The sequence below is a fragment of the Serratia sp. B501 genome, from assembly GCF_051172315.1.
GTDB lineage: Bacteria > Pseudomonadota > Gammaproteobacteria > Enterobacterales > Enterobacteriaceae > Serratia > Serratia ureilytica.
In genome coordinates, this window is the sequence record NZ_JBPIZB010000001.1 from 491,391 (window position 1) to 515,884 (window position 24,494).

The following is a 24,494-nucleotide window of genomic DNA, read 5'->3' on the forward strand; positions in this document are numbered from 1 at the left end:
ATGAAGTCAGGCCGCTATATAGGCGTCATGTCCGGCACCAGTCTGGACGGAATCGATGTGGTATTGGCCGCGATTGACGATCGCATGGTGGCGCAGCAGGCAAGCTATAGCCATCCGATGCCGATCGCGCTGAAAAAAGAGATCCTGGGGATGTGCCAGGGGCAGCAAACCACGCTGGCCGCGGTCGGCCGGTTGGACGCACAGCTGGGCACGCTGTTTGGCGAGGCGGTGCTCGGCCTGCTGAAGCAAACCGGCATCGACGCGGATCATATCACCGCCATCGGTTGCCACGGCCAGACGGTATGGCACGAACCGGAAGGCGATGCGCGTTTCTCCATGCAGCTCGGCGACAACAACCGCATCGCCGCACTGACCAATATCACCACCGTCGGCGATTTCCGCCGGCGCGACATGGCTTACGGCGGGCAGGGCGCGCCGCTGGTGCCGGCGTTTCATCAGGCGCTGCTGGGGCATCCCGTCGAGCGGCGTATGGTGCTGAACATCGGCGGCATCGCCAACCTCTCTCTGCTGTTGCCCGGTGCGCCGGTGCGCGGTTTCGACACCGGGCCGGGCAACATGCTGATGGACGCCTGGATCTGGCGCCACCGCGCGCAACCTTACGATCAGGACGGCGGCTGGGCCATGCAGGGGCGCGTCTGTTTGCCGCTGTTGCAGCAGATGCTGGCGGACCCTTACTTCGCGCTGCCTGCGCCGAAAAGCACCGGCCGCGAGTATTTCAACATCGCCTGGCTGGAGCGTCAGCTGGCCGGATTACCGGCGATTGCGCCAGTCGACGTGCAGGCCACGCTGACGGAGCTGACCGCCGTCAGCATCAGCGAACAGGTGCAGCTGGCCGGCGGGTGTGAGCGCCTGCTGGTCTGCGGCGGCGGGGCGCGCAACACGCTGCTGATGGCGCGCCTGTCGGCGCTGCTGCCGGGCACCGAGGTCGGCCTGACCGACGATTGCGGCGTCAGCGGTGACGACATGGAGGCGCTGGCCTTCGCCTGGCTGGCGTTTCGCACGCTGTCCGGCCAGGCCGGCAACCTGCCTTCGGTGACCGGCGCCAGCCGTGAAACGGTGCTGGGTGGGATTTATCCGGTTTTGCCATTCGGGGGGCGCTAGCTCTGTTAGGATAGCCTGTGAAGGATTTTTCTAAGGAGCAACAGTATGAAAAAAGTCATTTTCGTCGCCGGCGCGCTGGCGCTGTCCGGCTGCAGCTACATCCTGCCGCAGAGCAGCCAGACGATGCACTACCAGTGCGGCACCACGCCGTTGACGGTGGCGCTCGACGGCAAGGCGAGCGAAGTCAGCCTGCTGATGGATGGCGAACAGCTGCATCTCAAGCAGGTGCTGGCGTTGACCGGCGCCAAATACAGTGACGGCAAATACACTTTTTGGTCGAAAGACCGCAATGCCTATCTTGAGCGCAACGGCAAGGTAGTCATGAGCGACTGCGTGTTGACGGAGTGACGGTCAGCGGCGGCGTCGGAGCGATTGAGTTCCTGGCGCCGCAGGCGCAGAATGTAACGACGGATTTTTCAGTTGGTCGATAACCCAGATGATTGAAAAGAATGAGTTTGATGTTGCGGACCTGCGCCGTGAATATACCCGAGGCGGCCTGCGCCGCAACGATCTGACTGCCAATCCGCTCGAGCTGTTCGAGCGTTGGCTGAAACAGGCCTGCGACGCGCGCCTGGCCGATCCGACCGCCATGTGCGTCGCCACCGTCGACGAACGCGGCCAGCCGTATCAGCGCATCGTGCTGCTCAAGCATTTCGATGAGCAGGGGTTGGTGTTTTACACCAACCTCGGCAGCCGCAAGGCGCAGCAGTTGGCGCAAAACCCGCATATCAGCCTGCTGTTCCCCTGGCACATGCTCGATCGTCAGGTGATTTTCCTCGGTCAGGCGGAGCGCCTGTCGACCCTCGAAGTGCTGAAGTATTTCCATAGCCGGCCGAAGGACAGCCAAATTGGCGCCTGGGTGTCGCAGCAGTCGTCACGCATTTCCGCGCGCGGCGTGCTGGAAAGCAAATTCCTCGAGTTGAAGCAAAAGTTCCAGCAGGGCGAGGTGCCGTTGCCGAGTTTCTGGGGCGGATTCCGCGTGAAATTCGACTCCGTCGAGTTCTGGCAGGGGGGCGCTCACCGCCTGCATGACCGTTTCCTGTATCAGCGGGACGGGAATGACTGGAAAATTGACCGACTGGCGCCCTGAAGGCGGAAAATCCCCTCTAAGCGCTGGTGCTGACGCCGCCGGCGCTTTATTCTATGCGCTACCCTGAATTTTTATTTCGCCACTGGGCGAAAGGCCGTGTACCGGCAAAGGTGCATTCGTTTATACATGGAGTCATTGATGGCAAGCAGCAACTTGATTAAACAACTGCAAGAGCGGGGCCTCGTTGCCCAGGTTACGGATGAGGAAGCGTTAGCGGAGCGACTGGCGCAAGGGCCAATTGCACTGTATTGCGGTTTCGATCCGACCGCTGACAGCTTGCATTTGGGCCATCTGGTTCCTCTGTTGTGCCTGAAGCGCTTCCAGCTGGCCGGCCACAAACCGGTAGCGCTGGTGGGCGGCGCCACCGGCCTGATCGGCGATCCGAGCTTCAAAGCGGCGGAGCGCAAGCTGAACACCACCGATACGGTGAACGAGTGGGTGGAGAAGATCCGCAAACAGGTTTCCCCGTTCCTCGATTTCGACTGCGGCAGCAACAGCGCTATCGCGGCCAACAACTACGATTGGTTCGGCGGCATGAACGTGCTGACCTTCCTGCGTGACATCGGCAAGCACTTCTCCGTCAACCAGATGATCAACAAGGAAGCGGTCAAGCAGCGCCTGAATCGCGACGACTCCGGCATCTCCTTCACCGAGTTCTCCTACAACCTGCTGCAGGGCTTCGATTTCTCCGAGCTGTACAACCGCCACCAGGTGGAGCTGCAGATCGGCGGTTCCGATCAGTGGGGCAATATCACCTCGGGTATCGATCTGACGCGTCGTCAGCATCAGAAGCAGGTGTTCGGCCTGACCGTGCCGTTGATCACCAAGGCGGACGGCACCAAGTTCGGTAAAACCGAAGGCGGCGCGGTCTGGCTGGCGCCGGAAAAAACCAGCCCGTACAAGTTCTACCAGTTCTGGATCAACACCGCCGACGCCGACGTTTACCGTTTCCTGAAATTCTTCACCTTCATGAGCCTGGAAGAGATCAACGCGCTGGAAGAAGAAGACAAGAACAGCGGCAAGGCGCCGCGCGCCCAGTACGTGCTGGCGGAAGAAGTGACCGGCATGGTGCACGGTGCGGAAGGCCTGGCGGCCGCCAAGCGCATCACTCAGAGCCTGTTCTCCGGCGCGCTGCATGACATGACCGAAGCGGACTTCGCCCAGCTGGCGCAGGACGGCATGCCGACCATCAAACTTGAGCGCGACGCCGATCTGCAGCAGGCGCTGGTGAATGCCGAACTGGTGCCGTCACGCGGCCAGGCGCGCACCATGATCGGTTCCAACGCGGTGACCATCAACGGCGAGAAACAGTCGGATGCCGAATACCGCTTCAGCGACGCGGACCGTCTGTTTGACCGTTACACGCTGCTGCGCCGCGGCAAGAAACACTACTGCCTGGTGGATTGGCAGTAAGCGTCAGGCTACATGACATGAAAAGCCCGGGGGTCTCCCCGGGCTTTTTTTTTTCGCATGGCGCGGATGACGATTAGGCAAACGCCTCCGACAGCGAATTTTCGGCTGCAAGACCGTTCACGGTGACGGCCGGCGCATGGTAGTGCAGAGAAACGGCGGCCAGATAGGGATCCTGATTGCCGATCGAGAACACCACATCATCGGCGTCAAACGTCTGGTTATGATTTTTATCCACGATGACATAGACCGATTTATCCAGTTTCAGCAAACCGACTTCCGCCAACTGGTGGGTGCTGGCGCCGTTGGTCATTTTCGCCAGAACCTGTGAGAACAGCGCCTGGGCGTTGTTGGCGCCCGTCAGACCGCTAAACGCCGCCTGCAGTTCGGTGGCGCTGGTCGCGCTGCCATACAGCGTGGCGGTTTTATCGCCGGCCTTGGAGAAGACCCATTGGCTGGCGGCGTCACCGACATTGATCACGCTATTCTGATAGCCGACGTTCAGGGTGACCATGTCATCTATTTTACTGTCGTTGAAGGAGAGTGTCCGTGCCGAGTCCACCGTGGTATTGCCTTTTACCTGTGCTTTCAACACCGTCAGGCCGGTATCGTCAATGGTCAGTTGATGCCCGTTCAATTCGTTGATGACAGTGCTGAAATCGTCTTTGTTGGCCAAGGAGTTCAATGTGTTGTAGAAGCTGCCGCCACCGGTGCCGCCTTTCTCCGCCACTAACTGCAGCTTCATATCCGAATAAAAGCGGCGATCGATGTAGTCGTTTCCGCGAATGGTTTGCAGATTATCGCTGAAATCCGCCGCGACGGTGAGGTTGAGCACCAGTGCTTGATCGCCGGCATACATCGCACCGGTCAGTAGCAGGTCGGAAATTGAGTTATCCCCGCCGCTGAGCGTCATGGTGCGGTTTTGCACCATTTCTGCGTTGCTGCCCATATAGACTTCCAGCGTTTGTTTATGGTCAGAGGTAAAGCTGAACGTGCCCATATCCAAATCGAAGAACTTGCCGCTGTCTTTGGTGAATTCCAACGTAAAGCGGGTATCGCTTTGCCGGGTATCATGAATATGAATATGGCTGTTGCTTGTCAGACCGCCGGCCAGTTTGAACGAGTCATTGCTGACGTTAAGCAGTGTCAGGTCGCCGGAATAAGCCGAAATAATCCCACCGGCGTGGCCGGTATAACCGTTGCCGTTGCTCAGGGGCAACTCGGCTTGGGTGAGGGAGGATACGTTGGCGTAAGCCGCGTTGTGGATGCCGGCATTTTGGCTGAAAATACCAAAGTCGAAGACCTTGCTGCCTTCGCTGGCAACCCATTTTCCGTCGAGATAAATGTCGCCGGTTCCTTTGTAGTGAGTCAGATCGATATAGTCAAAATATCTGAATTGGTTGACGTTGCTGACGATACTGCCGTCGAGATTACCGAGCTGATTTGTGGTCAGATAAACTGATTTGGTAATGAAGTTAGCTGACAGCATTGTGATAGTGGACGAACTCGCGGATTTAGCCTCTGCCAAAAAATGGCTGCCGATATGGTTGGCGCCGCCGTTGACGCCATTGCCGGCCCAGAGCAAGTTTTTCGCCATCAGGCTGGTATGGGCATTGTTCAGGCTGCTGCTTCCTTCAACCACGACGTTTAAAAAGCTGATGGGTAAAGCGGCATCCGCATTGGCGATATTGGCATCGTTGAGGCGCAGAGAAACGAATTTATTGCCCAGCGAAGAGAGCACCATGGTGTTCGTAGCATAGAGACCGGACAGCACGATGGAATTAACATTCTTCAAGGCTGTCACATCAAGGTTCGTGGGCGTATTGACGTTGAGGTTGATCTGACTCAACGTGACTATCTCGGCATTGGTGACCTCATGATCCCCTCTGCCATTAATGCTGGCCACCAGTTTACCGCTATCTGACAGGCTGAACGTTCCGTTGAAGTCCCGTTGATAGCCCAATGCATCGCCCAATTTTATATCGAAGTTTTTCAGCAGACTGGCCTGGGGCGGGTAGGGGTGATTATCCAGTGGGAATTTGCCTTCGCGGAAGGCATCGATAATCAGCGAGGAAGCCTTGATATTGTCGTTGCCGGCCTTCAGCAGGATAGCCTGCGCTGAAGCGCTGTCGAGTGGCTGGCCATAGAGTTTGAGGTAAATCTTTTGATAATCTCCGGCGTTGCGGAATTGGTAGGCGCTTGACAACATTTTAAGCAGATCGCTGTGAGAGGTGCCGCTGGCCAACAAACGGCTAAAGGTATCGAGCGCAGTGGCGTCAGCGGCGGTTCCGGCAACCGTCAGGTACAGCGCCATCACCGCTTCGGTATAAACGGGCGGCGGTAATTCACCTGGTCCATAGACATGAGTTGCCGCCGTGAAGTTTTGCTTGGCGGTGGTGGCGGCGGCGTCATTTCTGATGTCATCCATCATGCGCACTATGACATCACCGCGTGTTTCACTGTGATCGTTCAATCTCGTCACGTATTTTTGCAGGTCACTCTCACTGGCGCTTTTACCAAACCCCGTCGAAAATATTTTCCTGACAAAATCGTCGTTGCTGAGTGAATGGATATAGCTTTTCGTGGCGATGAATGCATTGGCGATGTCGACGGTGTTTTTCTTGCCGCTAACCAGCAGGTCGCTCCAGTATTGGACGGCGGCGGAATGGGTCATGCTACCGAGCAGATAATAGAGACCTTGTACATCTGCTGCTGCAGAGAGCTGTGACGGTTGCACCAGCTCTGAAGGATACAGCGTGGTGTTGACGATCGTCTGCAAATGCTGTTGTTGAGCTTGCAGTCCGGCATCGTTGCCCGTGTAGTTTATGACGTTGGCGATCAAGCCAGTCGTCAGGTTGCCGAGAGATTTTCCTGCGTTGACCTGCGTGGTGAGCGCGTTCAGCGTCAAGGCATCCGGCTGTGCGCCGGTGGTATTCTGATAGATGTATTGTATTTTTTGGCTGGTGGTCAGGCCATCGTAGCGATGTTGCCCGTCTTGCGAACGAATAAACATATTGGCTAATTCACTTTGCGTGTAATCGCCTTTCTCCAGTTTTTTGGCGAAATAATTCAACGCGTCATCATCGGCTTTTTTGCCCAATATGGCATAGAACAGCTTGGCTACACCTTGTTGCAAGGTCAGTAGGCTCATGATATTTCCCTGTGTGTTGTTAAAATAAGTGCGAGGCATCGACAAGTACAGCCCAAAACAGCCTGATTGCAATGCGAGTGAACCTAAGGAAATTCTGTATTTGTTGAAAGTGCGGCCACCCACGACGCGAGGCGGCCGCTAATGACCATCAGGCCATGGCTAATTCCGTTGCGGGTGCGGCGGTGTTGCCGGCAAGCGTGATGACTGGCGCCTGATAATGAAGATGGGTCGTGATATCGTGGATGTCTTTATTGCCTAGCGAGAAAATAATATCCTGAGAATCAAGTTTTTGGTTGTTATTATTGTCAATAATAATATAAGCATTATTACCTAGCTTAACCACACCGACGCTTTGCAATAGGGCTTCACCGTTGCCATGCGTTATTTTCGTCAGGGCCTGGTTAAATATGTCCTGCGCGGAATCGCTGGGGCTGACAGCCAGTGAGTCAAACAACGCGTTGACCTGTTCCGTTTGGCTCAGTTCACCGTAAATGACGATCTCGCCTGATGACTTGGCGTTGAAGACCCAAGAACGATGCGGGTCGCCGACGGTGAGGGTATCCGTAGGGGTGAGGGTATTGATGGTGACCATGTCATCGATTGTGCTGTGCTCAAAGTTGATTTTGCTGTCGTGTGCATACTCATTGGCCATGGTCAATGGGTTCAACGTGGTGTTGCCTTTTAGCGTTAATGTCTGGCTGTTGGTATAGTCGATAGTGAGTTGTTCACCGGCTAATGCCTCAATGACGCTGTCGAAGGCGCTGTGATGCGTCAACGAGGTGAGTAGCTTATAGAACTCACCGCCGCCACTACCGCCTTTTTCCATCCTCAGGTCCGCTTCGACACGTGGGATGATTTCATGGCCGGGATTGAATGTCGGTTCAATAACAATACTTTTGAGGCTACTGCCAAAGTCTGCTTTTACCGTCACCTGCAATTTGCTTATACCGCCTATGCGTATTGTTTCAATCGCGTTTGCGCCTGCCAGAGTGACTGAGGCGAATTTTGAACCGTTGGCATATAAGCGAAGTTCTTCCGGCAGTTGTTGCCCGATGAAATGGCTGGTGAAGCTCAATGTTCCGGCTTCCAGGTGCTCGATGGCACGGTTGCCGATACTGACGCCCCAGGGCCCGAAGGGGTCTTCTGTTGGTGCGGCGACCGGCGCCAACTCCAGATGAAGTTTGCTTTGCGCTCCGGCGTTGCCGTTTATGGCGAGAAAGGGCAGCGTGTTGAAGACCGGCAGGTTGATAACATGCACATTATCGGCGAAACCTGAAAGTGTTAATCCCTGGTTGCCCGTCCAGTAATACCCGTCACCGCTTTTCTGGGCATGGGGAGCCTGTTGTAAATGGGCTACAGTTGGGATGCTGTCGTTATAAATACTGGCTGTTTGATTGATTACGCCATAATCGAAAATGTTTGCGCCTTCTGTCGCGATCCATTTCCCATCAAGATAAATATTTCCTGTGCCGCGATAACCCGCAAGATCGATCTGAGGAAAGAATTGAAACTGGTTAATGTTCGTTTTGATTACGCCTTCGGTGTCGCCACTTGCCGTCGAGGTCAGATAAATATCCTTCAAGATCAGGTTGGCGGAAATGACGCCATCCGCATCAAAAGCGTTCTGTGCGGTGAACGTCGTGCTGACCCTGTTGGCACCGTGGTTAACGCCATTGCCATTCCAGAGCAGGCTGGCGCCCCCTGCGCCAAAAAGAAGATCCATTTTGGCATTGGCGAGATCGAATTTATCGGAAATCATTACCGCATCACGTTCGGTACCAAATGCAATCTTTTCTGTCATCTTGAAGTAAGGGTTCTCGTCCAGATTGAGCCGCAAAGAGAATCCCTTATTTTTTAATGAGTTGAGTGCAATGGCGTCAGTGGGCATATTCCCCTGCAAGGTCACTTCCTGCAATTTGATTGAATGGCTGAAATCAACGTCAACCGAGGCATTCACATTCAGAAAGACGTGCGTCAGAACGGCCAACTCCGCCGGGCTTAACGGATGTTGACTGCCGGTGTTCACCGAACCGCTCAATACGCCGTCGGTGGAGAGCGATAATTCGGCGAAGGGTTTGTAATTCAGCGAGTTGGCGATGCTAAATTGATAGGCGGCGACATCTGCCGGATGAGGTTCACGCGCGCCGTCGAGTGGGGAAATCCCCTGGCGGAATGACTCGATGACCAACACGCTGGCTTGATATTTATCATTGCCGGCCTTCAGCAACAAGGCCTGTGAGAGCGCCGGGCTCAAATTTTCGTGATACAGCGAAGCGTAGATTTTCTCGTAGCTTTCCGCTTCCTGGAATTGGCGGGCGTTGGCCAGCATTTTCAACAGCTCGACGGAAGACGTCCCGCTGGCGAGCAAACGGCTAAAGGTGTCAAGTGCGGTCGCGTCGGCGGAAACGCCGGCCACCGTCAGGTAAAAGGACATCACGGTTTCGCCATAGAGCAAATCGGGGCGCTCGCCAGGTGCATAGACATGGGTGGCAGCCAGAAAATGACTTTTGGCCGTTTCATGCTGAGTGTCTGCTCGAATATCCGTTATCACACGCATGATGACTTCGCCACGGGTTTCGCTGCCGACGTTCAAGCCCGCGACATATTTTTGCACCTCGTCGGCGCTGGCCTGGTCGCCGAACGCTTTAAAAAATATTCTCTTCACGAAGTCTTCATGGCTAAGCGACGTGATATAGGGTTTGACGGTGGTGAAATAGGTCGCTATCTGTGCGGCGGTTTGGTGGCCGCCGGCGAGGACGCTGCCCCAGTAATTTACCGCTGTGGCATCAATCATGCTGCCGAGTACATAATAGATGCCCTGAATGTCCGCCGCCGCCGGGGCATGTTCTGCTGCCAGCACAAAGGCGGGATAGAGAGTGGTCGCTATGGTGTTCTCAATGTGTTGCTGTTGTGCCAGGGTTGTTTTATCCGGCCCGGAATAACCGCTGAGCTGGGTGATGAGTTCTTGCGTCAACTGGCCGAGCGATTTGCCGTCATCGACCTGTTTTACCCACTGCGCCACAGTGTCTGGGCCGGGAGAAATGCCGCTGGCGTTGTGATAGAGAGACTTCACCTTGTCGGCGGTGTTCAGGTTATCATAGCGATGTCGGCCATCCGCAGAACGAATGAAGAGATCCGCCAGTTCGCTTTGATTATAAGTCCCTTTTTCAAGTTGTTTAGCGAAATAGATCAGGGCGTTATCGTCGGCTTTTTTGCCCAGCGTGGCGTAGAATAGAATGGCAACGTCTTGCTGTAGTTTTAATAAACTCATGGCATTCTCCATGGCGTCGTGAAAAAACAACATTGGCAAGTAAGTAAAGTCTATCGTCGTCGAAATGCAATTCAGCGGCCGTGGGAAGATCCCGGATTTTCAGGTCGCAGAGGCCTTGCATGGCGGTTCTCGGCTTTTTTTGAATCGGACTTTTCGCTACAATACGCCGCCGTCGAAAGCATAAAAATTCCTCTCATTTCTTGTTTTTAACAGCGCCGGCATGACGTTTTCGCGTTATGCACCCATTTTCATTTCGCCGCGGGCTGATGCACACGGCATGGCGAGGTCAGTTGTTCCGATGAAAAACATTCTTTCTATCCAGTCGCACGTGGTGTTTGGTCACGCCGGTAACAGTGCGGCGGAGTTTCCGATGCGCCGCATGGGCGTCAACGTCTGGCCGCTGAACACGGTGCAGTTCTCCAACCATACGCAATACGGTCAGTGGACCGGCTGCGTCATGCCGGCCAGCCACCTGAGCGATATCGCGCAGGGCATCGCCAATATCGATCAGCTGAAACGCTGTGATGCGGTGCTGAGCGGTTATATCGGTTCGCCGGAGCAGGGCGACCATATTCTGGCGATCGTGCGTCAGGTTAAGCAGGCGAACCCGAATGCCTGGTATTTCTGCGATCCGGTGATGGGACATCCGGAAAAGGGCTGCATCGTGGCGCCGGGGGTGGCCGAGTTTCACTGCCGTCAGGCGTTGCCGTGCAGCGACATGGTGGCGCCGAACCTGCTGGAGCTGGAAATGCTGAGCCAGATGGCCGTCGCCAACGTGGGCGACGCGGTGCAGGCCGCTCGATCGCTGATCGCCAAGGGGCCGCGACTGGTGCTGGTCAAGCACCTGGCCCGTGCCGGCTATCACACCGACTGTTTCGAAATGCTGCTGGTGACGGCGGACGAAGCCTGGCACATCAGCCGGCCGCTGGTGGACTTCGGGGCGCGTCAGCCGGTCGGCGTCGGCGATTTGACCAGTGGTCTGCTGCTGGTGGATCTGCTGAAGGGCGAGGCGCTGGATAAAGCGCTGGAGCACGTGACCGCCGCCGTGTATGAGGTGATGCTGACCACGCAGGCGATGGGCGAGTATGAATTGCAGGTGGTGGCGGCGCAGGATCGGATCGTGCAGCCGCGCAGCGAGTTCAGAGCGGTAAAACTGTAAGCGGCATCGGGCCCCGGCGAGAGCCGCCGGGGCTGAACCTTACTTCAATCCTTCGGCGTTCAGCGCCGCATCTACCGCCGGGCGCGCCGCAACGCGATCGAACCAGGCCGCCAGATGGGCGTGCTTGCGCACATCGAACCGCAGGGCGAATGCCCAGCGCAGCACGGTGAACAGGTAGGCGTCGGCCACGCTGAAACGGCTTCCCAACAGGAAGTGCTGCTTCGCCAGCACCGAATCCAGATAGCTGAACTGCTGTTCCAGCCTGGCGCGCGCGATGGCTTTATATTCCTCGGGCGTCTTCGGGTTGAACAGCGGGCTGAACCCTTTGTGCAGCTCGGTGGCGATGTAGTTCAGCCATTCGATCGCGTGGTAGCGCGACAGGGTGCCCGCCGCCGGGATCAGGTTACGGTCCGGCACGCGGTCCGCCAGGTATTGCACGATCGCCACGCCTTCGGTCAGCAGGCTGCCGTCATCCAGCAGCAGCGCCGGTACCTGTCCCTTGGGGTTGATGGCGAGGTAATCGGCGCCGCTCTCGGTTTTCTTCTGCGCCAGATCGACCTTCTCCGCCGTAAAATCCAGCCCTGCCTCACGCAGCACGATATGCGGGGACAGCGAACAGGCGCCGGCTTTATAGAACAGTTTCATCGGAAGCTCCTTGTTGATGACGAATGACGGGCATGCTTAACCTCTCATCGTAGTCCCACAGCGCCAAAATTACAGCGGCTTAGCTAACAAATTTAACCGACGATCGCCTCAGCGGGCTGCAGCTGCGCCAGCGTCGCGGCGATCTGCTGCTGCAGCGCCTGCGGCGCCACCTGCATCGGCGAGCGCAGTTCGTTGGCGATCAGCCCCTGTTGGGCCAGCACGGTCTTGACCGGCGCCGGATTCGGGAAGCTGAACATCTGGTGGATCATCGGCAACAGCTCATAGAAGTTGCTGCGCGCCGCGGCCAGATCACCGGCGGCGACTTGCTGCACCAGCTGGACGAAACGTTCCGGGTGAACATGCGCGGCGGCGGAGATGGCGCCGGTGCCGCCGAGGCACAGCGTGGTGAGGATCAGATTGTCTTCCCCGGTCATCACATCGATTTCGCCGTCGGCGATCAGCGCCATGGTGGCGTCAGGGTTGCCGCCGCAATCCTTGATGGCGGTGATGCGCGGGTGACGTGCGAGCCGACGCAGCGTGGCCAGCTCCATGGCGATGCCGGTGCGCTGCGGAATGTTGTACAGGATCACCGGCACGGTGGAGGCGTCGGCCAACTGGGTGAAATAGTCTATCAGGCCGCATTGCGAAGGGCGGATGTAGTAAGGCGCCGGGATCAGCACGCCGGCGATGTCGCGCAGCTGAATGGCCTGCTGCATCTGCAACGTGGCGGCCATGTTATTGCCGGAAAGGCCCATCACCACCTGATGGGCGGGCGCCACCTCCAGCACGGCGTCGAGCACCGCCAGCTGTTCTTCCTTGCTTAGCGCGGCGGCTTCACCGGTAGAGCCGCAGACCACCAGGCCGTCGATGCCGGCGTCGAGCAGGTGCCGCGCCAGGCGTTTAACCGCCGGCAGATCGACGGCATCTTGATTGAAAGGGGTAACCATCGCCACCCAAATACCCGAAAATGAGGCCATAAAATATTCCTTCTGTGTGACCGACAGAGAAGCCAGATGAGAAAATTGAAGGCGGGGCGTTGCAGGCCATCCAGTCAGCTCATCTGACGGGACAGCTCGCCCCGGTCAAATGAGCGTCTGTTTCTTCGATGTAACCGCCGCCAAACCGCCAACGGGCAACGCCGGGAGAATCGGTGTATTAACGTTGCGCGGATAGGCCATGGCAGTCTCGTGAAAAGAGGATGTGGGTGATAATGAATATTCTTCATCAGGCTGTCAATTTACAACAGATTGATAACATTGTTATTCATGATGGGTGAGGGCAGATGAGTTTGGCTAATAAACGACAATCCCCGCGGCAGCGGGGATTGTTTGGCTGATTCAGCGCGGCGGGCGGGTACCGATGGTGGCGGACCAGCTGAAGGTGTCGCCGCTTGGCCGGTAGCGGTTGGCCTTGCGTTCCGCGCGCTCTGCCTTGGCGAGCTTCGCTCTGGCGGCCATGATACGCGCCACCACTTCATCTTTGACCTTGTGCTGTTCGGCGTTGGTCAGCGGCCGGCCGTGGCTTTTACGCGCTTTGTCCAGCTCGGTTTTGACTTCCCGTTGCTCGCTTTCCGTCATCTCTTTCAACGTCAACTTTTTCATCTTTGCCGCCCGTTCGGTGAAGTTGGCTTTCAGTTTAACGGCGTTATGTGACCGAAAATGTTATGGGCATAACGAAAATGCCCCGTAAGCCCAGGTTACACCTCTTCCAGCAGATCGTCGACAAAGCGCCGCATGCGTTCGGTGCGCTGCTCGGCCATCTGTCGCCCGGCGGCGGTCTGGAAGCCGTCTTGCAACTTGAAGAGCTTGGTTTCGAAGTGATCCAGGCTGAAACGCTTGTCATCGTATTGACGATGTTCGGCCCGCGGGTCCGCAGCGTCATACAGCGCGCTGCGCATGCGGCCGCCGATATAGAAGCAGCGGGCTACGCCAATCAGGCCAATGGCGTCGAGACGATCGGCGTCCTGCAGGATCTTCGCTTCCAGCGTTTGCGGAGGGATGCCGGCGGAAAAACTGTGCGCTTCGATAGCGTGGGCCACCGCCGCGATGTCCGCCGGCGCCCATTCGAGCCGGGTCAGCGTCAGCGTGGCTTGCTGCGCCGCCATGCGCGAAGCCAGGTGACGCTGCGGCGAATTCTTTTCCACCGCCACGGCGTCATGCAGCAGCACCGCCGCGCAGAGAATGCGCCGGTCGCCGCCTTCCAGCTTGCTGATGCGGCGGCAGTTCTTCCAGACTCGGTGCAGGTGCGCCACATCGTGCGAGCCATCGTCCGATTCGAGGGTGAGCGGCAGCAGCGTTTGCGCCAGCGTCTGGTAGGGGGAAAACGGCTGTAACAGCTCTTGCGTCAGCGAGGGTAAAGACACGTTCAGCTCCTGTTGGGGGAAATCGGGCAATCAGCATAGCCGCGTCGGAGGTCGAGAGAATGACAGAAGACGACTATTGTTTACTAAAGTGCAACCTACTATTGTCATAACTGCGGTTTTTGCAGCGAAACAAGCAACCTAGAATAGCCGCATTCCGCCGTCTCCGCCTGGTGAGAGCCTGTGTCCGCGGAGATGGTCGGAATATCCTTATCAGCCATGGGAGAAGAGACATGCCAACCCCTCTTGAGATAGTGCGCGCGACTTACGAAGGCAGTTCCGAAGAAAACGGCCGTAATCTGCTGGCGGCGCTGGCCCCCGATGCCGAGTGGACCGAAGCCGCCGGTTTCCCTTACGCCGGTACCTATATCGGCCCGGAGAACATCATCAAGAACGTGCATCAGCGTTTGGGCAGCGAATGGCAAGGTTACCGCGCCGATGTCGATCACTTTTACGACGCCGGCGACAACGTGATTGCTCAGGGTTTTTATCACGGCACTTATCGGGCCACCGGCAAAGCCTTCAGCGCCTCTTTTGCGCATATTTATACGGTGCGCGCCGGCAAAATCGTGAAGTTCGTGCAGATCGTCGACAGCGCTAAAGTGCTGGAAGCGATGCAGCCTTAATCGCCGCTGCGCTTGCCGAATTTGCGGTCAAACTCGCGCCGGTAACCCCGCGCCTTGTTGCGATCGCGGATCCACAAATAGCCGCACACCAGCGCAACCGCTCCCGAGAAGGTGACGTTGCGCATATCCCGGTCATACCAAAACACCAACAGCGCATCCAGCGCAGCAATCAGCGCGATCCATTTGTACATATGGGATTGGCGCCGCGTGGCGGCGTTGAGTCGTTTTAACTGTCTGGCTTCGTCCAACACCGGTTTTTGCTGCATAGCGTTTCGTTATCATCAGGCTGTTCACGCTAAATTAGCAGAATCCTGCCAACTGCCGCAAAGATTAACGCACGCCGTCAGGCGGTTTTCAGCGTTCCTGGGGATACGCTGAAAATTTATGCGCGGACGCTGGTATTGTTTATCGGGTGTGATAGGTTATTTATTCGCTATTTTCGTGTTTTTATTCAATCAGCGCTGTGTCATCAAGCCGTAGCACTGGGTGGTTAACGTGATGGGTTCGACGCATGCGGCGGTTAACTTGGGCAGGAGAATGTGATGAACGATAAGACGGCACGCCCGCAGGATGTGGTTCAACAACAGCTTGACGCCTATAACGCCCGCGATATTGAGGCCTTTATGGCCTGCTGGGCGGATGACGCGCAGTATTACGAACACCCCAACACGCTGCTGGCCAGCGGCAAGGCGGCGATCCGCGAACGGCATCTGGCGCGCTTTCGCGAGCCGAGCCTGTACGGCGAACGAATAAAACGCATGGCGGTGGGGAATATGGTGGTCGATCAGGAGGTGGTGACGCGTAACTTCCCGCAGGGGCGCGGCAAAATGGATGTCATCGCCATTTACGAAGTGGAACAGGGGCGGATCGCCAAAGCCTGGTTCAAGATCGGCCCCTGTGTGCCGGACGAAGGTGCGCTCTAGCCGCAATGCCGCTCACTTAAGCCTGAGTGGCATTTTTCTTATCCAGCCTCTGGGCGTTCTGCGCAGGGGAATTGCCGTCAATGTTCCGTATTTCTTTGTGGCCAACATGAACGGCAATTGTAGGGGCCGATGGCGCGGCCCCTACACCCGCGCCTTTGCTTAACACCGCCTGTCCGCTGCGCGGATACACTCGCCGTGTCTGCATTGTCGGGCGGGTCGGCTGCGACAAACGTCCCTGTTAGTCTCGCCTCAACCGGCCTTCCCTGGCCGGTTGCCCCTGACAACGCCGCCTTGCTCGGCAGCCGGTGATGCGCGCTAAAGGTCAACACCCGAGCTGGCAGCTACCGGGAAATCTGCCGCTGATGAGGTTATGGCAGAGAAGTTGGAGATGAGCGCGGTGTTGGGCGCCCTTGAAGACGCCGAACGCAGGCATAGCGCATTAGGAGAAACCGCCATGGACGGCGGTTTCAGGTGAGACAGGCAGGGACGCCTGTTGCAACCGGCCTCAATGTGCTATGGCGGAGAGAGGGCAGTTGGCAAAGCCAACCGTCTGATAGGGCAAAGGCGCGGGTTGCCAGGGGCCGCGCCTTCGGCCCCTGGCTCGGTCGAGGTGCGTGAGCCACATGAGGCATCTCACTTTTATCGACCGAAAATGTCACGAACGCCTGCAGAAAAACGCTTAACTGAATCAGCATTGTGCTCTAGCCGCGCCTTATTGCAACGCCATCACCGCCTCAATTTCCACGCACACCGCGGGAGAGAACAACGCGCTGACCGCCATCAATGAACAGGCCGGCAGCGCGCCATCGAAATAGTCAAACAGCACCGGGCGCACGCTCGCCAGATCGGCGATGTCGGTCAGGAACACGCTGATTTTAATCAATGCTTTGAGATTAACGCCTTCGCTGGCGGCGATGGTCGCCAATTGCTCGAGGATCTCCTGCGTTTGCTCCGGCGCGCTCAAGCCCTGAGCGTCGGTGGCGAAGGCCGTCAAGCCCGATACGTACAGGCGATCGCCGTCGCGCACGGCGTGCACATAAGGGCCACCCGGTGTAGGCAATTGCGGATAATTAATGCGTTTTAATGATGTCATGGTCAAACCCCGCGCAAGACCGGTTAATAAAATCGACAAACTTGGTTAGGATACTGGAGAAAACGCGGCAAAGCGCCGCACGCCGATGATATCTGAGAGAATCATCCCCCTTTATGTTATACGCCGTCTCTCACGCGAGTGTGACAGTGCGGCACAGATCGGCAACAAGGACGCAGAGACGATGAACCCGCTTTTTACGCCTTACCTGCAGCGCTGGCGGCTGGAGCAGGACGGCAAAGCCTTCGAAACCCACAGCAGTCTGTTGATGCCGGTGCGTTACCGGGGCGCGGCGGCCATGCTGAAGATCGCCCGCGAGCAGGAGGAGCGCTTCGGCGGTCAGCTGATGTGCTGGTGGCGTGGAGAGGGCGCCGCGCAGGTGCTGGCGTGGCACGACGACGGCATTCTGCTGGAGCGCGCGCAGGGAGAAGGGTCGTTGGCGCAGTTGGTGCGTGACGGCGACGATGAACAAGCCACGCAGATCCTGTGCCGGGCGATCGCCGCCTTGCATGCGCCGCGGGCGGCACCGTTGCCTGAGCTTATCCCGCTGCAGGAGTGGTTCAGCTCGCTGTGGCCGGCGGCTCAGGCGCACGGCGGCATGCTGCGTCTCAGCGCCACGGCGGCGGCGGAGCTGCTGAGCAGCCCGCGAGAAGAAAGTGTGTTGCACGGGGATATCCACCATGACAATGTGCTGGACTTCGGCGCACGCGGCTGGCTGGCGATCGATCCCAAACGTTTGTACGGTGAACGAGGCTTCGATTACGCCAACATCTTCTGCAATCCCAACTACGGCGTCGCCACCGATCCGGCCATTTTCCATCGCCGCGTGGAACAGGTGTGCCGGTTGGCCGGGCTGGATCGCCGGCGTCTGCTGCAATGGATCCTGGCCTGGTCAGGGCTTTCCGCCGCCTGGTTCATGGAAGACGGGCAGGCGGCGGACATCGATTTTCGCGTCGCGGAACTGGCGGCGCGCGCGCTAGATCTCACGTTGCCGGACGGCGATTCAGGGTTCATCCTGCCAGTAATCGAGCGAGGCTGAAGGGCGCTGCAGATAACGCACCTGCTCGCCGTCATTGCCGCGCGCCATCGCCTGGTATTTGCCTGAGTCCGGGTACATCACCACTTCCGGCTGTTCGCGCGTGCTGACGGACAGATACTTCAGCGGCGCGTCGGAGGTGTTGATGATCTGGTGCGGGTATTCCGGGCCAGGCGGAATGAAAATGACATCTCCGCTGACGATCGCCAGCATTTCTCCGGCTACCCGCAGCGTTCCGCTGCCTTCCAGAATGATGAACATTTCCTCCTGAGCGTAGTGAAAATGGTAGGGGCAAGAACGCATGCCCGGCGCCACACAATCGAAGGAGGCGCCCAGCTTGTCGGCGGCGGTGCCGGTGCCGAGACGAGCGCCGACGCTGTCATACAGCGGCGGGCGTCGGTCATGTTTCATCTCTACCTGTTCGACATTGCGTATCAAGCGCTGAGCCAACAGCGCGGCTTTCTCGGTCATAAGCTTCCTTGGTGACGGCGTCACTTATTATGTGAATTGACATTCAGACGACAGAGAAAGTGAAGGCGCCACGGCACCGCTTGTCAATGTAGACCGCCCAGTTATGCCACGGTGGTTCGCCGCGGCAGCGACAGCAGCAGATGCGCGATGGCGCCGCCGACAATGCCCCAGAATGCCGAACCGATGCCGAGCAACGTGACGCCGGAGGCGGTGATGAGGAAGGCGATCAGCGCCGCGTCGCGCTGTTTTTCATCATGCAGCGCGCGTTGCAGGCTACCGCCGATGGTGCCGAGCAGCGCCAGCCCGGCGATGGTGTGGATCAAGGCGACCGGCAACGCGCTGAACAGCAGGCCGATGGCGCCGCCGAACAGCCCGGCCAGTAAATAGAAGCCGCCGGCGGCCACCGCGCCCATATAGCGCCGCTGTGGATCGGGATGCACGTCCGGCCCCATGCAAATGGCGGCGGTAATGGCGGCGATGCACACCGAGAAACCGCCGAATGGCGCCAGCAGCAGCGCGGTCAGCGCCGTCCAGGCGATCAGCGGTGAGGTGGGGACACGGTAGCCCGCCGCCTGCAGCGTAGCGATCCCGGGGGCGTTCTGTGAAGCCATGGTGACCACGAAGAAGGGCACGCCGATGCCGAGCAGCGTCGGCCAGCTGAAATGTGGCGCGATAAATTCCGGCACGGCGACCGCCGGCGCCTGTTGCGCCAGATGGATATCGCCCTGTAGCGCGGCGATCGCCAGCCCAATCGCCAGCGTCAGTACGATGGCGTAGCGCGGCAGGTAACGGCGGCTGAGCAGATAGGCCAGCCCCATACCGGCGCTGAGGAGGAAATTAAGCTGCAGCGAAGCGAAGGCGTCCAGCCCGAAACGCAGCAGGATCCCCGCCAACATCGCGGCAGAAATCGCCTGCGGAATATAATCCATCAGGCGGGCGAACAGCCCGGTGACGCCGCAGAGCAGGATCAGGCCCGATGCGAAGATGAACACCCCGATCGCCTCGTTGATCGGCGTGCCGGGCAGGCTGGTGACCAACAGCGCCGCGCCTGGCGTTGACCACGCGGTGAGGATCGGGGTGCGATAGTACAGCGAAAGCCCCAGCGAGGTGATGCCCATCGCGATCCCAAGCGTGCTCAGCCAGCCGCCGATTTGCGCCGGCGTGGCGCCTGCGGCGGCGGCGGCCTGGAAAATGATGGCGGCAGAGCTGGTGTAACCGACCAGAACGGCGACAAAGCCTGCCATGACGGCAGGCAGAGTCAGGTGACGCAGGGTGACGGCAGGGCGCATGGGCAGCTCCAATCGATAGTTGTACGTTATAACGCACGGCAAGAAATCAGCATAGCACCGTGCGTTATAGCGTACAAGCGGGTATAATCGAGCGCGATACGCAGAGGAGAACAGGATGCAGGAACTTGCCGGCCATTTGGCGCATACCCTTCGCACGTTGCGCGCGCAGCGCGGCTGGAGCCTGACGCAGGCGGCAGAATGCACCGGCGTCAGCAAAGCGATGCTAGGGCAGATCGAGCGCGGCGAATCCAGCCCGACGGTGGCGACGCTGTGGAAGATTGCCACCGGTTTCAACGTGGCGTTCTCCGCCTTTATTGAGGCGTCGCCCGCGCAGCAGCAGGCGACGCTGCACCGCTACGGCGAGCTACCGGTGTACGATCAGGACAACGCCGATATGCGCGTGGTGCCGCTGTTTCCCTACGATCGCCAGCTGGGTTTCGACATGTTCGTCATCGATCTCGCGCCGGGCGCGCTCAGCGAATCGTCGCCGCATGAGCCGGGCGTGATCGAGCATGTGATCGTGATCAGCGGCCGGTTGGAATTGGCGATAGACGGCGAGTGGCACACCCTGGCGGCCGGCGAGGCGATGCGCTTTCAGGCCGATCGGCCGCACGCCTACCGCAACGCCGGTTCACACACGGTGCGCATCCACGATCTGATCCACTATCCTCAATCCTGACTCAACGCGGCGGCCGCGGGCTTTGACTCCGCGCCGCCAAACGCCTACCTTGTTGAAAATGACTCTTATTTCACAGGCTGCCGCCCATGACGGGGCGGCGTTGCAGCCGACTCAAAAGGAGCTTGATTTTGCCGGTCACCAATCGACGTCAGTTTATTAAACTCAGTGCACAAACCGCAGGAGCCGTATTCGCGATGACTTCATTACCCAACAGTATCCGCCTGGCGATGGCGGCGGAGGGCGGCGCGGCCGCCGGCGATGAATTCCTGTGGCTGGAAGAGCTGCAGGGTAAAAAAGCGCTGCAATGGGTGCAGCAGGAAAATCAGCGTACCTTGGCGCGTTTCGGCCAGGGCGAAGACTTTCAGCGCATTGAGCGCGAAGTCCTGGATATCCTCAATAAAGACACCCAAATCCCTTGGGTGAGCAAACGCGGCGAGTACTATTACAACTTCTGGCAGGATCAGGCCAACCCGCGTGGCCTGCTGCGGCGCACCACGCTGGACGAGTACCGCAAGGCCAAACCGGCCTGGGAGACGGTGCTGGATATCGATGCCTTGGGCAAAGCGGAGGGCAAGGATTGGGTCTATCAGGGCTCGCAGCCGCTGGCGCCGGAATACCGTTATTGCCTGATGCAGCTGTCGCCGGACGGCGGTGACGCCACCGAAATCCGCGAATTCGATTTGGTTGCCAAACGCTTCGTCAAAGACGGTTTCAACGTGCCGGTGGCGAAAAGCCGGGTTTCCTGGGTCGATCGGGACACGCTGTTCATCGCCACCGATTTCGGCCCCGGCTCGATGACCCAGTCCGGCTACGCGCGCATCGCCAAACGCTGGCGGCGCGGCACGCCGCTGAGCGCCGCCGAAACGCTGTATGAAGCGCAGCCAGAGGACATGGCGGTCTTCGCCTATCACGACCGCACGCCGGGCTTTGAGCGCGATTTCGTCGGCCGCAGCCTGGACTTCTACCGCCGCGACTATTTCTTGCTGACGCAGGACGGCCGGCAGAAAAAAATCGACATTCCCGCCGACGCCGAGCTGGATACGCATCGGGAATGGCTGCTGATCAAGCCGAGCAGCGATTGGGACGTGGGCGGCAAGCGCTATCCGTCCGGCTCGCTGTTGGCGGCCAATTTCGACGACTTTCTGGCGGGCAAGCGCGAGCTGCAGCCGCTGTTTACCCCGACGGCGGAGCAGGCGCTGAGCGGCTACAGCGGCACTCGCGACCACCTGATCCTCAGCATCATGGATAACGTGGTCAACCGACTGGAAGTGCTGACGCCGCAGGGCGGCAGCTGGCAACGTCGCCCGCTGGGCAACCCCGGCGCCATCAGCACCCTTTCCGCCGGCGGTATCGACGACGAGAGCAACGCCTATTTCCTGACGGTCAGCGGGTTCCTGCAGCCGACCTCGCTGTATATGGGCAACCTCGACGGCGGGGAAGCGACGCTGCTGAAACAGGCGCCGCAGGACTTTGACGCCGCCGGCTATCAGGTCAGCCAGCATTTCGCGCGCTCCAAGGACGGCACCCGCGTGCCGTATTTCCAGATCGCCGCCAAAGATCTCAAGCTGGACGGCAGCACGCCGACGCTGCTGTACGGCTACGGCGGGTTTGAAGTGCCGCTGCTGCCGGGCTATCTGGGTGGCAAGGCGCCGGCCTGGCTGGAGCGCGGCGGGGTATACGTGGTGGCCAACATTCGGGGCGGCGGTGAATATGGTCCGGCCTGGCATCAGGCGGCGCTCAAGCAGAATCGTCATCGCGCCTATGAGGATTTCGCCGCCGTGGCCGAAGACCTGTTCGCGCGCAAGGTGACTTCCGCACCGCATCTCGGCGCGCGCGGCGGCAGCAATGGCGGCCTGCTGGTAGGCAATATGCTGACGCTGTATCCGCAGCTGTTCGGCTGCATCGTCTGCGAAGTGCCGCTGTTGGACATGCAGCGCTATACCCAACTCTCCGCCGGCGCGTCGTGGATCGCGGAATACGGCGATCCGAGCAAGCCGGAGCAGTGGGCCTATATCAAAACCTTCTCGCCGTACCACAATATTCAGGCGAAAACGGCCTATCCGCCGGTGCTGTTCTATACCGCCACCAGCGACGATCGTGTCAACCCGGCCCACGCGCGCAAAATGGCGGCGCGCATGCAGGCGATGGGGTATCAGCAGGCTTACTTCTACGAAAATACCGAGGGTGGGCACAGCGCCGCCGCCGACAAGCAACAGGCGGCGTTCCACAGCGCGCTGGTGAGCGAATTCATGTGGGCCAACCTGAGCGGCAAGCGCAAGCCAGCGTAAACACGTTTCTTACGGGCATAAAAAAACGCCGGGGGTTAACCCCGGCGTTTCTATTTACGCTCAATCCACAGGCGATCAGTGAGCCGCCGTGGCTTCCTGCGCTTTCTGATTCAGGTCTTCGCTGGTGTCCAGCGTCATGCGGTACAGTTTCGGCGCGGTCAGCATCATCAGGATGGCGATGACGGCGGTGGCGATGCCGATTTGCATAAACACATGGCTGTAGATGGCCAGTGAAGCGTGCGCGTCGTTGATGTCGCTAGGGACGGCGGTCAGACCGGCGACTTTACCGGCGATCAGCGCCGCGGCGGCGGTGGTCAGGAACCAGGAACCCATGATGAAGCCCATCAGACGCTGCGGCACCAGCTGCGCCACCATCGCCAGACCCAGACCGGAAATCATCAGCTCGCCGATGCTCTGCAGCGCGTAGCTCAGGATCAGCCAGTTGACCGACACGATGCCCTGTTCGTTGGCGAAGCTGGCGCCCCATGGCAGCACCAGGAAGGCGCAGGAACACAGGATCATGCCGAAAGCGAACTTGTGCGGCATCGGCAGGCGATCGCCCATCTTGTTATACAACGCGGCCAGAATCGGGCTGGCGAGCATGATCCAGAACGGGTTCAGCGCCTGGTACTGCTCCGGCTCGAAGGCGACGCCGAAGATGCTGTGCTCCACGTTGTGGATGGCGAAGAAGTTCAGCGACGTCGGCATCTGGCTGTACAGCACGAAGAACACCACCGCTTCCAGCATCAGCAGGAAGGCGACGATCATTTTACGGCGTGCGGCGCCATGCAGGGCGAAGGCTTCCTTGGCGAACACGATCACGATCCCGGCGGAGATGAAGGCCAGCGCCCAGCGCGCGATCACCTGGTTGTGCAGCAGCCAGCTGGACACGGCGACCAGCGCCACGATGCCGACCAGCACCATCAGCAGTTTCGGCAGATGCAGCGGCTTGAAGTCAGGCCTGGAGCCGTTTTTCTTCACCCACTTGTGGCACATCATAAAGTTGACCAGGGTGATCAGCATGCCGACCACGCTCAGGGAGAACGCCACGCTCCAGCCGTACTTCGCCGCCAGCCACGGGGTAGCCAGCATGGAGAAGAAGGAACCGATGTTCACCGACATGTAGTACATGGTGAAGGCGCCGTCGATACGCGGGTCGTCTTTCTCATAGCAGGTGGAGAGCAGGGAGGACGGGTTAGCCTTGAACAGGCCACTGCCCACGGCGATGGTCGCCATGCCCAGGTAGACCCAGAAGATGTCGTGGCCGGAGTAGGCCACCATGGCGTAACCGGCGGCCAGCACCAGCGCGCCGAGCACGATCACGCGTTTGGCGCCCAGCACCTTGTCGCCCAGCCAGCCGCCAATGGCGACGAAGCCGTATACCAGGGCGCTGAAAGAAGAGAACAGGGTGATGGAGTCGGCTTCGCTCAGACCGAGCATCTTGACCAGATAAACCGCCATGATGCCTTGCAGGCCGTAATAGCCGAAGCGCTCCCACAGTTCGATCGAGAAGATCAGATAGAATGCTTTCGGTTGTTTGAACGCGTTAAGGCTCACGCTCTCCTGGTGTTGGTTGTTTGCTGTTGACACTGGTACCTCTGTTTTTTCGCAGCCCGTCTTTAGGGGACGGGAAAGTACAAAAGTTGATGCGGAACGGCATCCTTTTGCGTTGTTATAGGATGGGGACGGCGGTTAATGTTCACTATCTTTGTCAACGTGGCAAGCAGTTTGTCATATTCGGTTACATTTAACGCCGGCAGGATTATGCCGCGATGTTGCAAATGTTATGCAGTATTAACTTTCGGCTTTTGGTGGTTTATCGATTTTTTGTTTTGACTAAAAGCTATACGAATTTTAAACAGGGATATATTCTGCTGAATTGCTA

General features: G+C 58.5%; 21 protein-coding genes. 10 read left to right on the forward strand and 11 right to left on the reverse strand.

Annotation, left to right across the window (positions count from 1 at the left end; genetic code table 11):
- The 4 genes from anmK to tyrS all read left to right on the forward strand — a co-directional run bounded on the left by anmK (nt 1) and on the right by tyrS (nt 3,625).
- Nucleotides 1–1,122: an anhydro-N-acetylmuramic acid kinase gene (gene anmK, locus ACSBQV_RS02605; protein ID WP_033652593.1), complete on the forward strand. Its 1,122-nt coding sequence runs from the start codon at nt 1–3 to the stop codon at nt 1,120–1,122.
- A 45-nt stretch (nt 1,123–1,167) separates the two neighbouring features.
- On the forward strand, nt 1,168–1,470 hold the full coding sequence (locus ACSBQV_RS02610) for an MliC family protein (protein WP_004931294.1): 303 nt from the start codon (nt 1,168–1,170) through the stop codon (nt 1,468–1,470).
- 88 nt (nt 1,471–1,558) lie between these two features.
- A complete protein-coding gene (pdxH, locus tag ACSBQV_RS02615) occupies nt 1,559–2,212 on the forward strand; it encodes a pyridoxamine 5'-phosphate oxidase (RefSeq protein WP_033642930.1) in 654 nt (217 codons plus the stop codon).
- Between the two features lie 138 nt (nt 2,213–2,350).
- Nucleotides 2,351–3,625 carry a tyrosine--tRNA ligase gene (gene tyrS / locus ACSBQV_RS02620; RefSeq protein ID WP_099782883.1) on the forward strand — a complete coding sequence of 425 codons (1,275 nt, stop codon included), beginning with the start codon at nt 2,351–2,353 and terminating at the stop codon, nt 3,623–3,625.
- 73 nt (nt 3,626–3,698) lie between these two features.
- Here the strand turns inward: tyrS and ACSBQV_RS02625 are convergent, their stop codons facing one another.
- Nucleotides 3,699–6,773, reverse strand: a complete 3,075-nt coding sequence (locus ACSBQV_RS02625) for a DUF4214 domain-containing protein (RefSeq protein ID WP_099782884.1) — start codon at nt 6,771–6,773, stop codon at nt 3,699–3,701.
- A 148-nt stretch (nt 6,774–6,921) separates the two neighbouring features.
- Nucleotides 6,922–10,044 (reverse strand): hypothetical protein, encoded by a 3,123-nt coding sequence (locus ACSBQV_RS02630; protein WP_099782951.1) that lies wholly within the window; start codon nt 10,042–10,044, stop codon nt 6,922–6,924.
- A 298-nt stretch (nt 10,045–10,342) separates the two neighbouring features.
- Here ACSBQV_RS02630 and pdxY point away from each other — a divergent pair, with 298 nt between their 5' ends.
- A complete protein-coding gene (pdxY, locus tag ACSBQV_RS02635) occupies nt 10,343–11,203 on the forward strand; it encodes a pyridoxal kinase PdxY (RefSeq protein ID WP_099782886.1) in 861 nt (286 codons plus the stop codon).
- 39 nt (nt 11,204–11,242) lie between these two features.
- Here the strand turns inward: pdxY and gstA are convergent, their stop codons facing one another.
- The 4 genes from gstA to ACSBQV_RS02655 all read right to left on the reverse strand — a co-directional run bounded on the left by gstA (nt 11,243) and on the right by ACSBQV_RS02655 (nt 14,240).
- Nucleotides 11,243–11,848 (reverse strand): glutathione transferase GstA, encoded by a 606-nt coding sequence (gene gstA, locus ACSBQV_RS02640; protein ID WP_099782888.1) that lies wholly within the window; start codon nt 11,846–11,848, stop codon nt 11,243–11,245.
- 92 nt (nt 11,849–11,940) lie between these two features.
- Nucleotides 11,941–12,825: a 4-hydroxy-tetrahydrodipicolinate synthase gene (gene dapA / locus ACSBQV_RS02645; protein WP_042784387.1), complete on the reverse strand. Its 885-nt coding sequence runs from the start codon at nt 12,823–12,825 to the stop codon at nt 11,941–11,943.
- Nucleotides 12,826–13,185: 360 nt separating this feature from the next.
- Entirely contained in the window at nt 13,186–13,449 is a 264-nt protein-coding gene (locus ACSBQV_RS02650; protein WP_033642935.1) for a DUF3811 domain-containing protein, read from the reverse strand.
- A 95-nt stretch (nt 13,450–13,544) separates the two neighbouring features.
- Nucleotides 13,545–14,240: an HD domain-containing protein gene (locus ACSBQV_RS02655; protein WP_080301939.1), complete on the reverse strand. Its 696-nt coding sequence runs from the start codon at nt 14,238–14,240 to the stop codon at nt 13,545–13,547.
- A gap of 200 nt (nt 14,241–14,440) precedes the next feature.
- Here ACSBQV_RS02655 and ACSBQV_RS02660 point away from each other — a divergent pair, with 200 nt between their 5' ends.
- On the forward strand, nt 14,441–14,833 hold the full coding sequence (locus tag ACSBQV_RS02660; RefSeq protein ID WP_033642937.1) for a nuclear transport factor 2 family protein: 393 nt from the start codon (nt 14,441–14,443) through the stop codon (nt 14,831–14,833).
- On the opposite strand, the gene ACSBQV_RS02665 is transcribed toward ACSBQV_RS02660, so the two are convergent.
- Complete coding sequence (locus ACSBQV_RS02665) at nt 14,830–15,099, reverse strand: hypothetical protein (protein WP_004938382.1); 270 nt, start codon at nt 15,097–15,099, stop codon at nt 14,830–14,832. The two genes, ACSBQV_RS02660 and ACSBQV_RS02665, sit on opposite strands and share 4 nt — an antisense overlap.
- Nucleotides 15,100–15,375: 276 nt before the next feature.
- Between ACSBQV_RS02665 and ACSBQV_RS02670 the strand changes: the two genes are divergently transcribed.
- A complete protein-coding gene (locus tag ACSBQV_RS02670) occupies nt 15,376–15,756 on the forward strand; it encodes a nuclear transport factor 2 family protein (RefSeq protein ID WP_099782890.1) in 381 nt (126 codons plus the stop codon).
- Nucleotides 15,757–16,468: 712 nt separating this feature from the next.
- Here the strand turns inward: ACSBQV_RS02670 and ACSBQV_RS02675 are convergent.
- A complete protein-coding gene (locus ACSBQV_RS02675) occupies nt 16,469–16,849 on the reverse strand; it encodes a RidA family protein (RefSeq protein WP_099782954.1) in 381 nt (126 codons plus the stop codon).
- Nucleotides 16,850–17,030: 181 nt separating this feature from the next.
- On the opposite strand from ACSBQV_RS02675, the gene ACSBQV_RS02680 reads away from it, so the two are divergent.
- On the forward strand, nt 17,031–17,885 hold the full coding sequence (locus ACSBQV_RS02680) for an aminoglycoside phosphotransferase family protein (protein ID WP_033642940.1): 855 nt from the start codon (nt 17,031–17,033) through the stop codon (nt 17,883–17,885).
- On the opposite strand, the gene ACSBQV_RS02685 is transcribed toward ACSBQV_RS02680, so the two are convergent.
- A complete protein-coding gene (locus tag ACSBQV_RS02685; RefSeq protein WP_099782892.1) occupies nt 17,850–18,353 on the reverse strand; it encodes a cupin domain-containing protein in 504 nt (167 codons plus the stop codon). The two genes, ACSBQV_RS02680 and ACSBQV_RS02685, sit on opposite strands and share 36 nt — an antisense overlap.
- A gap of 101 nt (nt 18,354–18,454) precedes the next feature.
- Nucleotides 18,455–19,642, reverse strand: coding sequence for a benzoate/H(+) symporter BenE family transporter (locus ACSBQV_RS02690; RefSeq protein ID WP_099782894.1), 1,188 nt, complete (start codon nt 19,640–19,642; stop codon nt 18,455–18,457).
- A 115-nt stretch (nt 19,643–19,757) separates the two neighbouring features.
- Between ACSBQV_RS02690 and ACSBQV_RS02695 the strand changes: the two genes are divergently transcribed.
- Both ACSBQV_RS02695 and ACSBQV_RS02700 read left to right on the forward strand, forming a co-directional pair.
- Nucleotides 19,758–20,321: a helix-turn-helix domain-containing protein gene (locus ACSBQV_RS02695; protein ID WP_099782896.1), complete on the forward strand. Its 564-nt coding sequence runs from the start codon at nt 19,758–19,760 to the stop codon at nt 20,319–20,321.
- A gap of 194 nt (nt 20,322–20,515) precedes the next feature.
- Complete coding sequence (locus tag ACSBQV_RS02700; RefSeq protein WP_099782898.1) at nt 20,516–22,609, forward strand: prolyl oligopeptidase family serine peptidase; 2,094 nt, start codon at nt 20,516–20,518, stop codon at nt 22,607–22,609.
- Nucleotides 22,610–22,684: 75 nt separating this feature from the next.
- Here the strand turns inward: ACSBQV_RS02700 and dtpA are convergent, their stop codons facing one another.
- Nucleotides 22,685–24,199, reverse strand: coding sequence for a dipeptide/tripeptide permease DtpA (gene dtpA / locus ACSBQV_RS02705; protein ID WP_033642946.1), 1,515 nt, complete (start codon nt 24,197–24,199; stop codon nt 22,685–22,687).
- Nucleotides 24,200–24,494 lie beyond the last annotated feature (295 nt).

Excerpts from the sequence above, each read along its gene's own strand:
- pdxY (WP_099782886.1), top strand. The coding sequence starts at position 10,343 with ATGAAAAACATTCTTTCTATCCAGTCGCACGTGGTGTTTGGTCACGCC.
- gstA (WP_099782888.1), bottom strand. The coding sequence starts at position 11,848 with ATGAAACTGTTCTATAAAGCCGGCGCCTGTTCGCTGTCCCCGCATATC.
- pdxH (WP_033642930.1), top strand. The coding sequence starts at position 1,559 with ATGATTGAAAAGAATGAGTTTGATGTTGCGGACCTGCGCCGTGAATAT.
- ACSBQV_RS02660 (WP_033642937.1), top strand. The coding sequence starts at position 14,441 with ATGCCAACCCCTCTTGAGATAGTGCGCGCGACTTACGAAGGCAGTTCC.
- tyrS (WP_099782883.1), top strand. The coding sequence starts at position 2,351 with ATGGCAAGCAGCAACTTGATTAAACAACTGCAAGAGCGGGGCCTCGTT.
- ACSBQV_RS02695 (WP_099782896.1), top strand. The coding sequence starts at position 19,758 with ATGCAGGAACTTGCCGGCCATTTGGCGCATACCCTTCGCACGTTGCGC.
- dapA (WP_042784387.1), bottom strand. The coding sequence starts at position 12,825 with ATGGCCTCATTTTCGGGTATTTGGGTGGCGATGGTTACCCCTTTCAAT.
- ACSBQV_RS02675 (WP_099782954.1), bottom strand. The coding sequence starts at position 16,849 with ATGACATCATTAAAACGCATTAATTATCCGCAATTGCCTACACCGGGT.
- ACSBQV_RS02650 (WP_033642935.1), bottom strand. The coding sequence starts at position 13,449 with ATGAAAAAGTTGACGTTGAAAGAGATGACGGAAAGCGAGCAACGGGAA.
- anmK (WP_033652593.1), top strand. The coding sequence starts at position 1 with ATGAAGTCAGGCCGCTATATAGGCGTCATGTCCGGCACCAGTCTGGAC.
- ACSBQV_RS02610 (WP_004931294.1), top strand. The coding sequence starts at position 1,168 with ATGAAAAAAGTCATTTTCGTCGCCGGCGCGCTGGCGCTGTCCGGCTGC.
- ACSBQV_RS02665 (WP_004938382.1), bottom strand. The coding sequence starts at position 15,099 with ATGCAGCAAAAACCGGTGTTGGACGAAGCCAGACAGTTAAAACGACTC.
- ACSBQV_RS02670 (WP_099782890.1), top strand. The coding sequence starts at position 15,376 with ATGAACGATAAGACGGCACGCCCGCAGGATGTGGTTCAACAACAGCTT.
- ACSBQV_RS02680 (WP_033642940.1), top strand. The coding sequence starts at position 17,031 with ATGAACCCGCTTTTTACGCCTTACCTGCAGCGCTGGCGGCTGGAGCAG.
- ACSBQV_RS02700 (WP_099782898.1), top strand. The coding sequence starts at position 20,516 with ATGACTTCATTACCCAACAGTATCCGCCTGGCGATGGCGGCGGAGGGC.
- ACSBQV_RS02630 (WP_099782951.1), bottom strand. The coding sequence starts at position 10,044 with ATGAGTTTATTAAAACTACAGCAAGACGTTGCCATTCTATTCTACGCC.
- ACSBQV_RS02690 (WP_099782894.1), bottom strand. The coding sequence starts at position 19,642 with ATGCGCCCTGCCGTCACCCTGCGTCACCTGACTCTGCCTGCCGTCATG.
- ACSBQV_RS02625 (WP_099782884.1), bottom strand. The coding sequence starts at position 6,773 with ATGAGCCTACTGACCTTGCAACAAGGTGTAGCCAAGCTGTTCTATGCC.
- ACSBQV_RS02685 (WP_099782892.1), bottom strand. The coding sequence starts at position 18,353 with ATGACCGAGAAAGCCGCGCTGTTGGCTCAGCGCTTGATACGCAATGTC.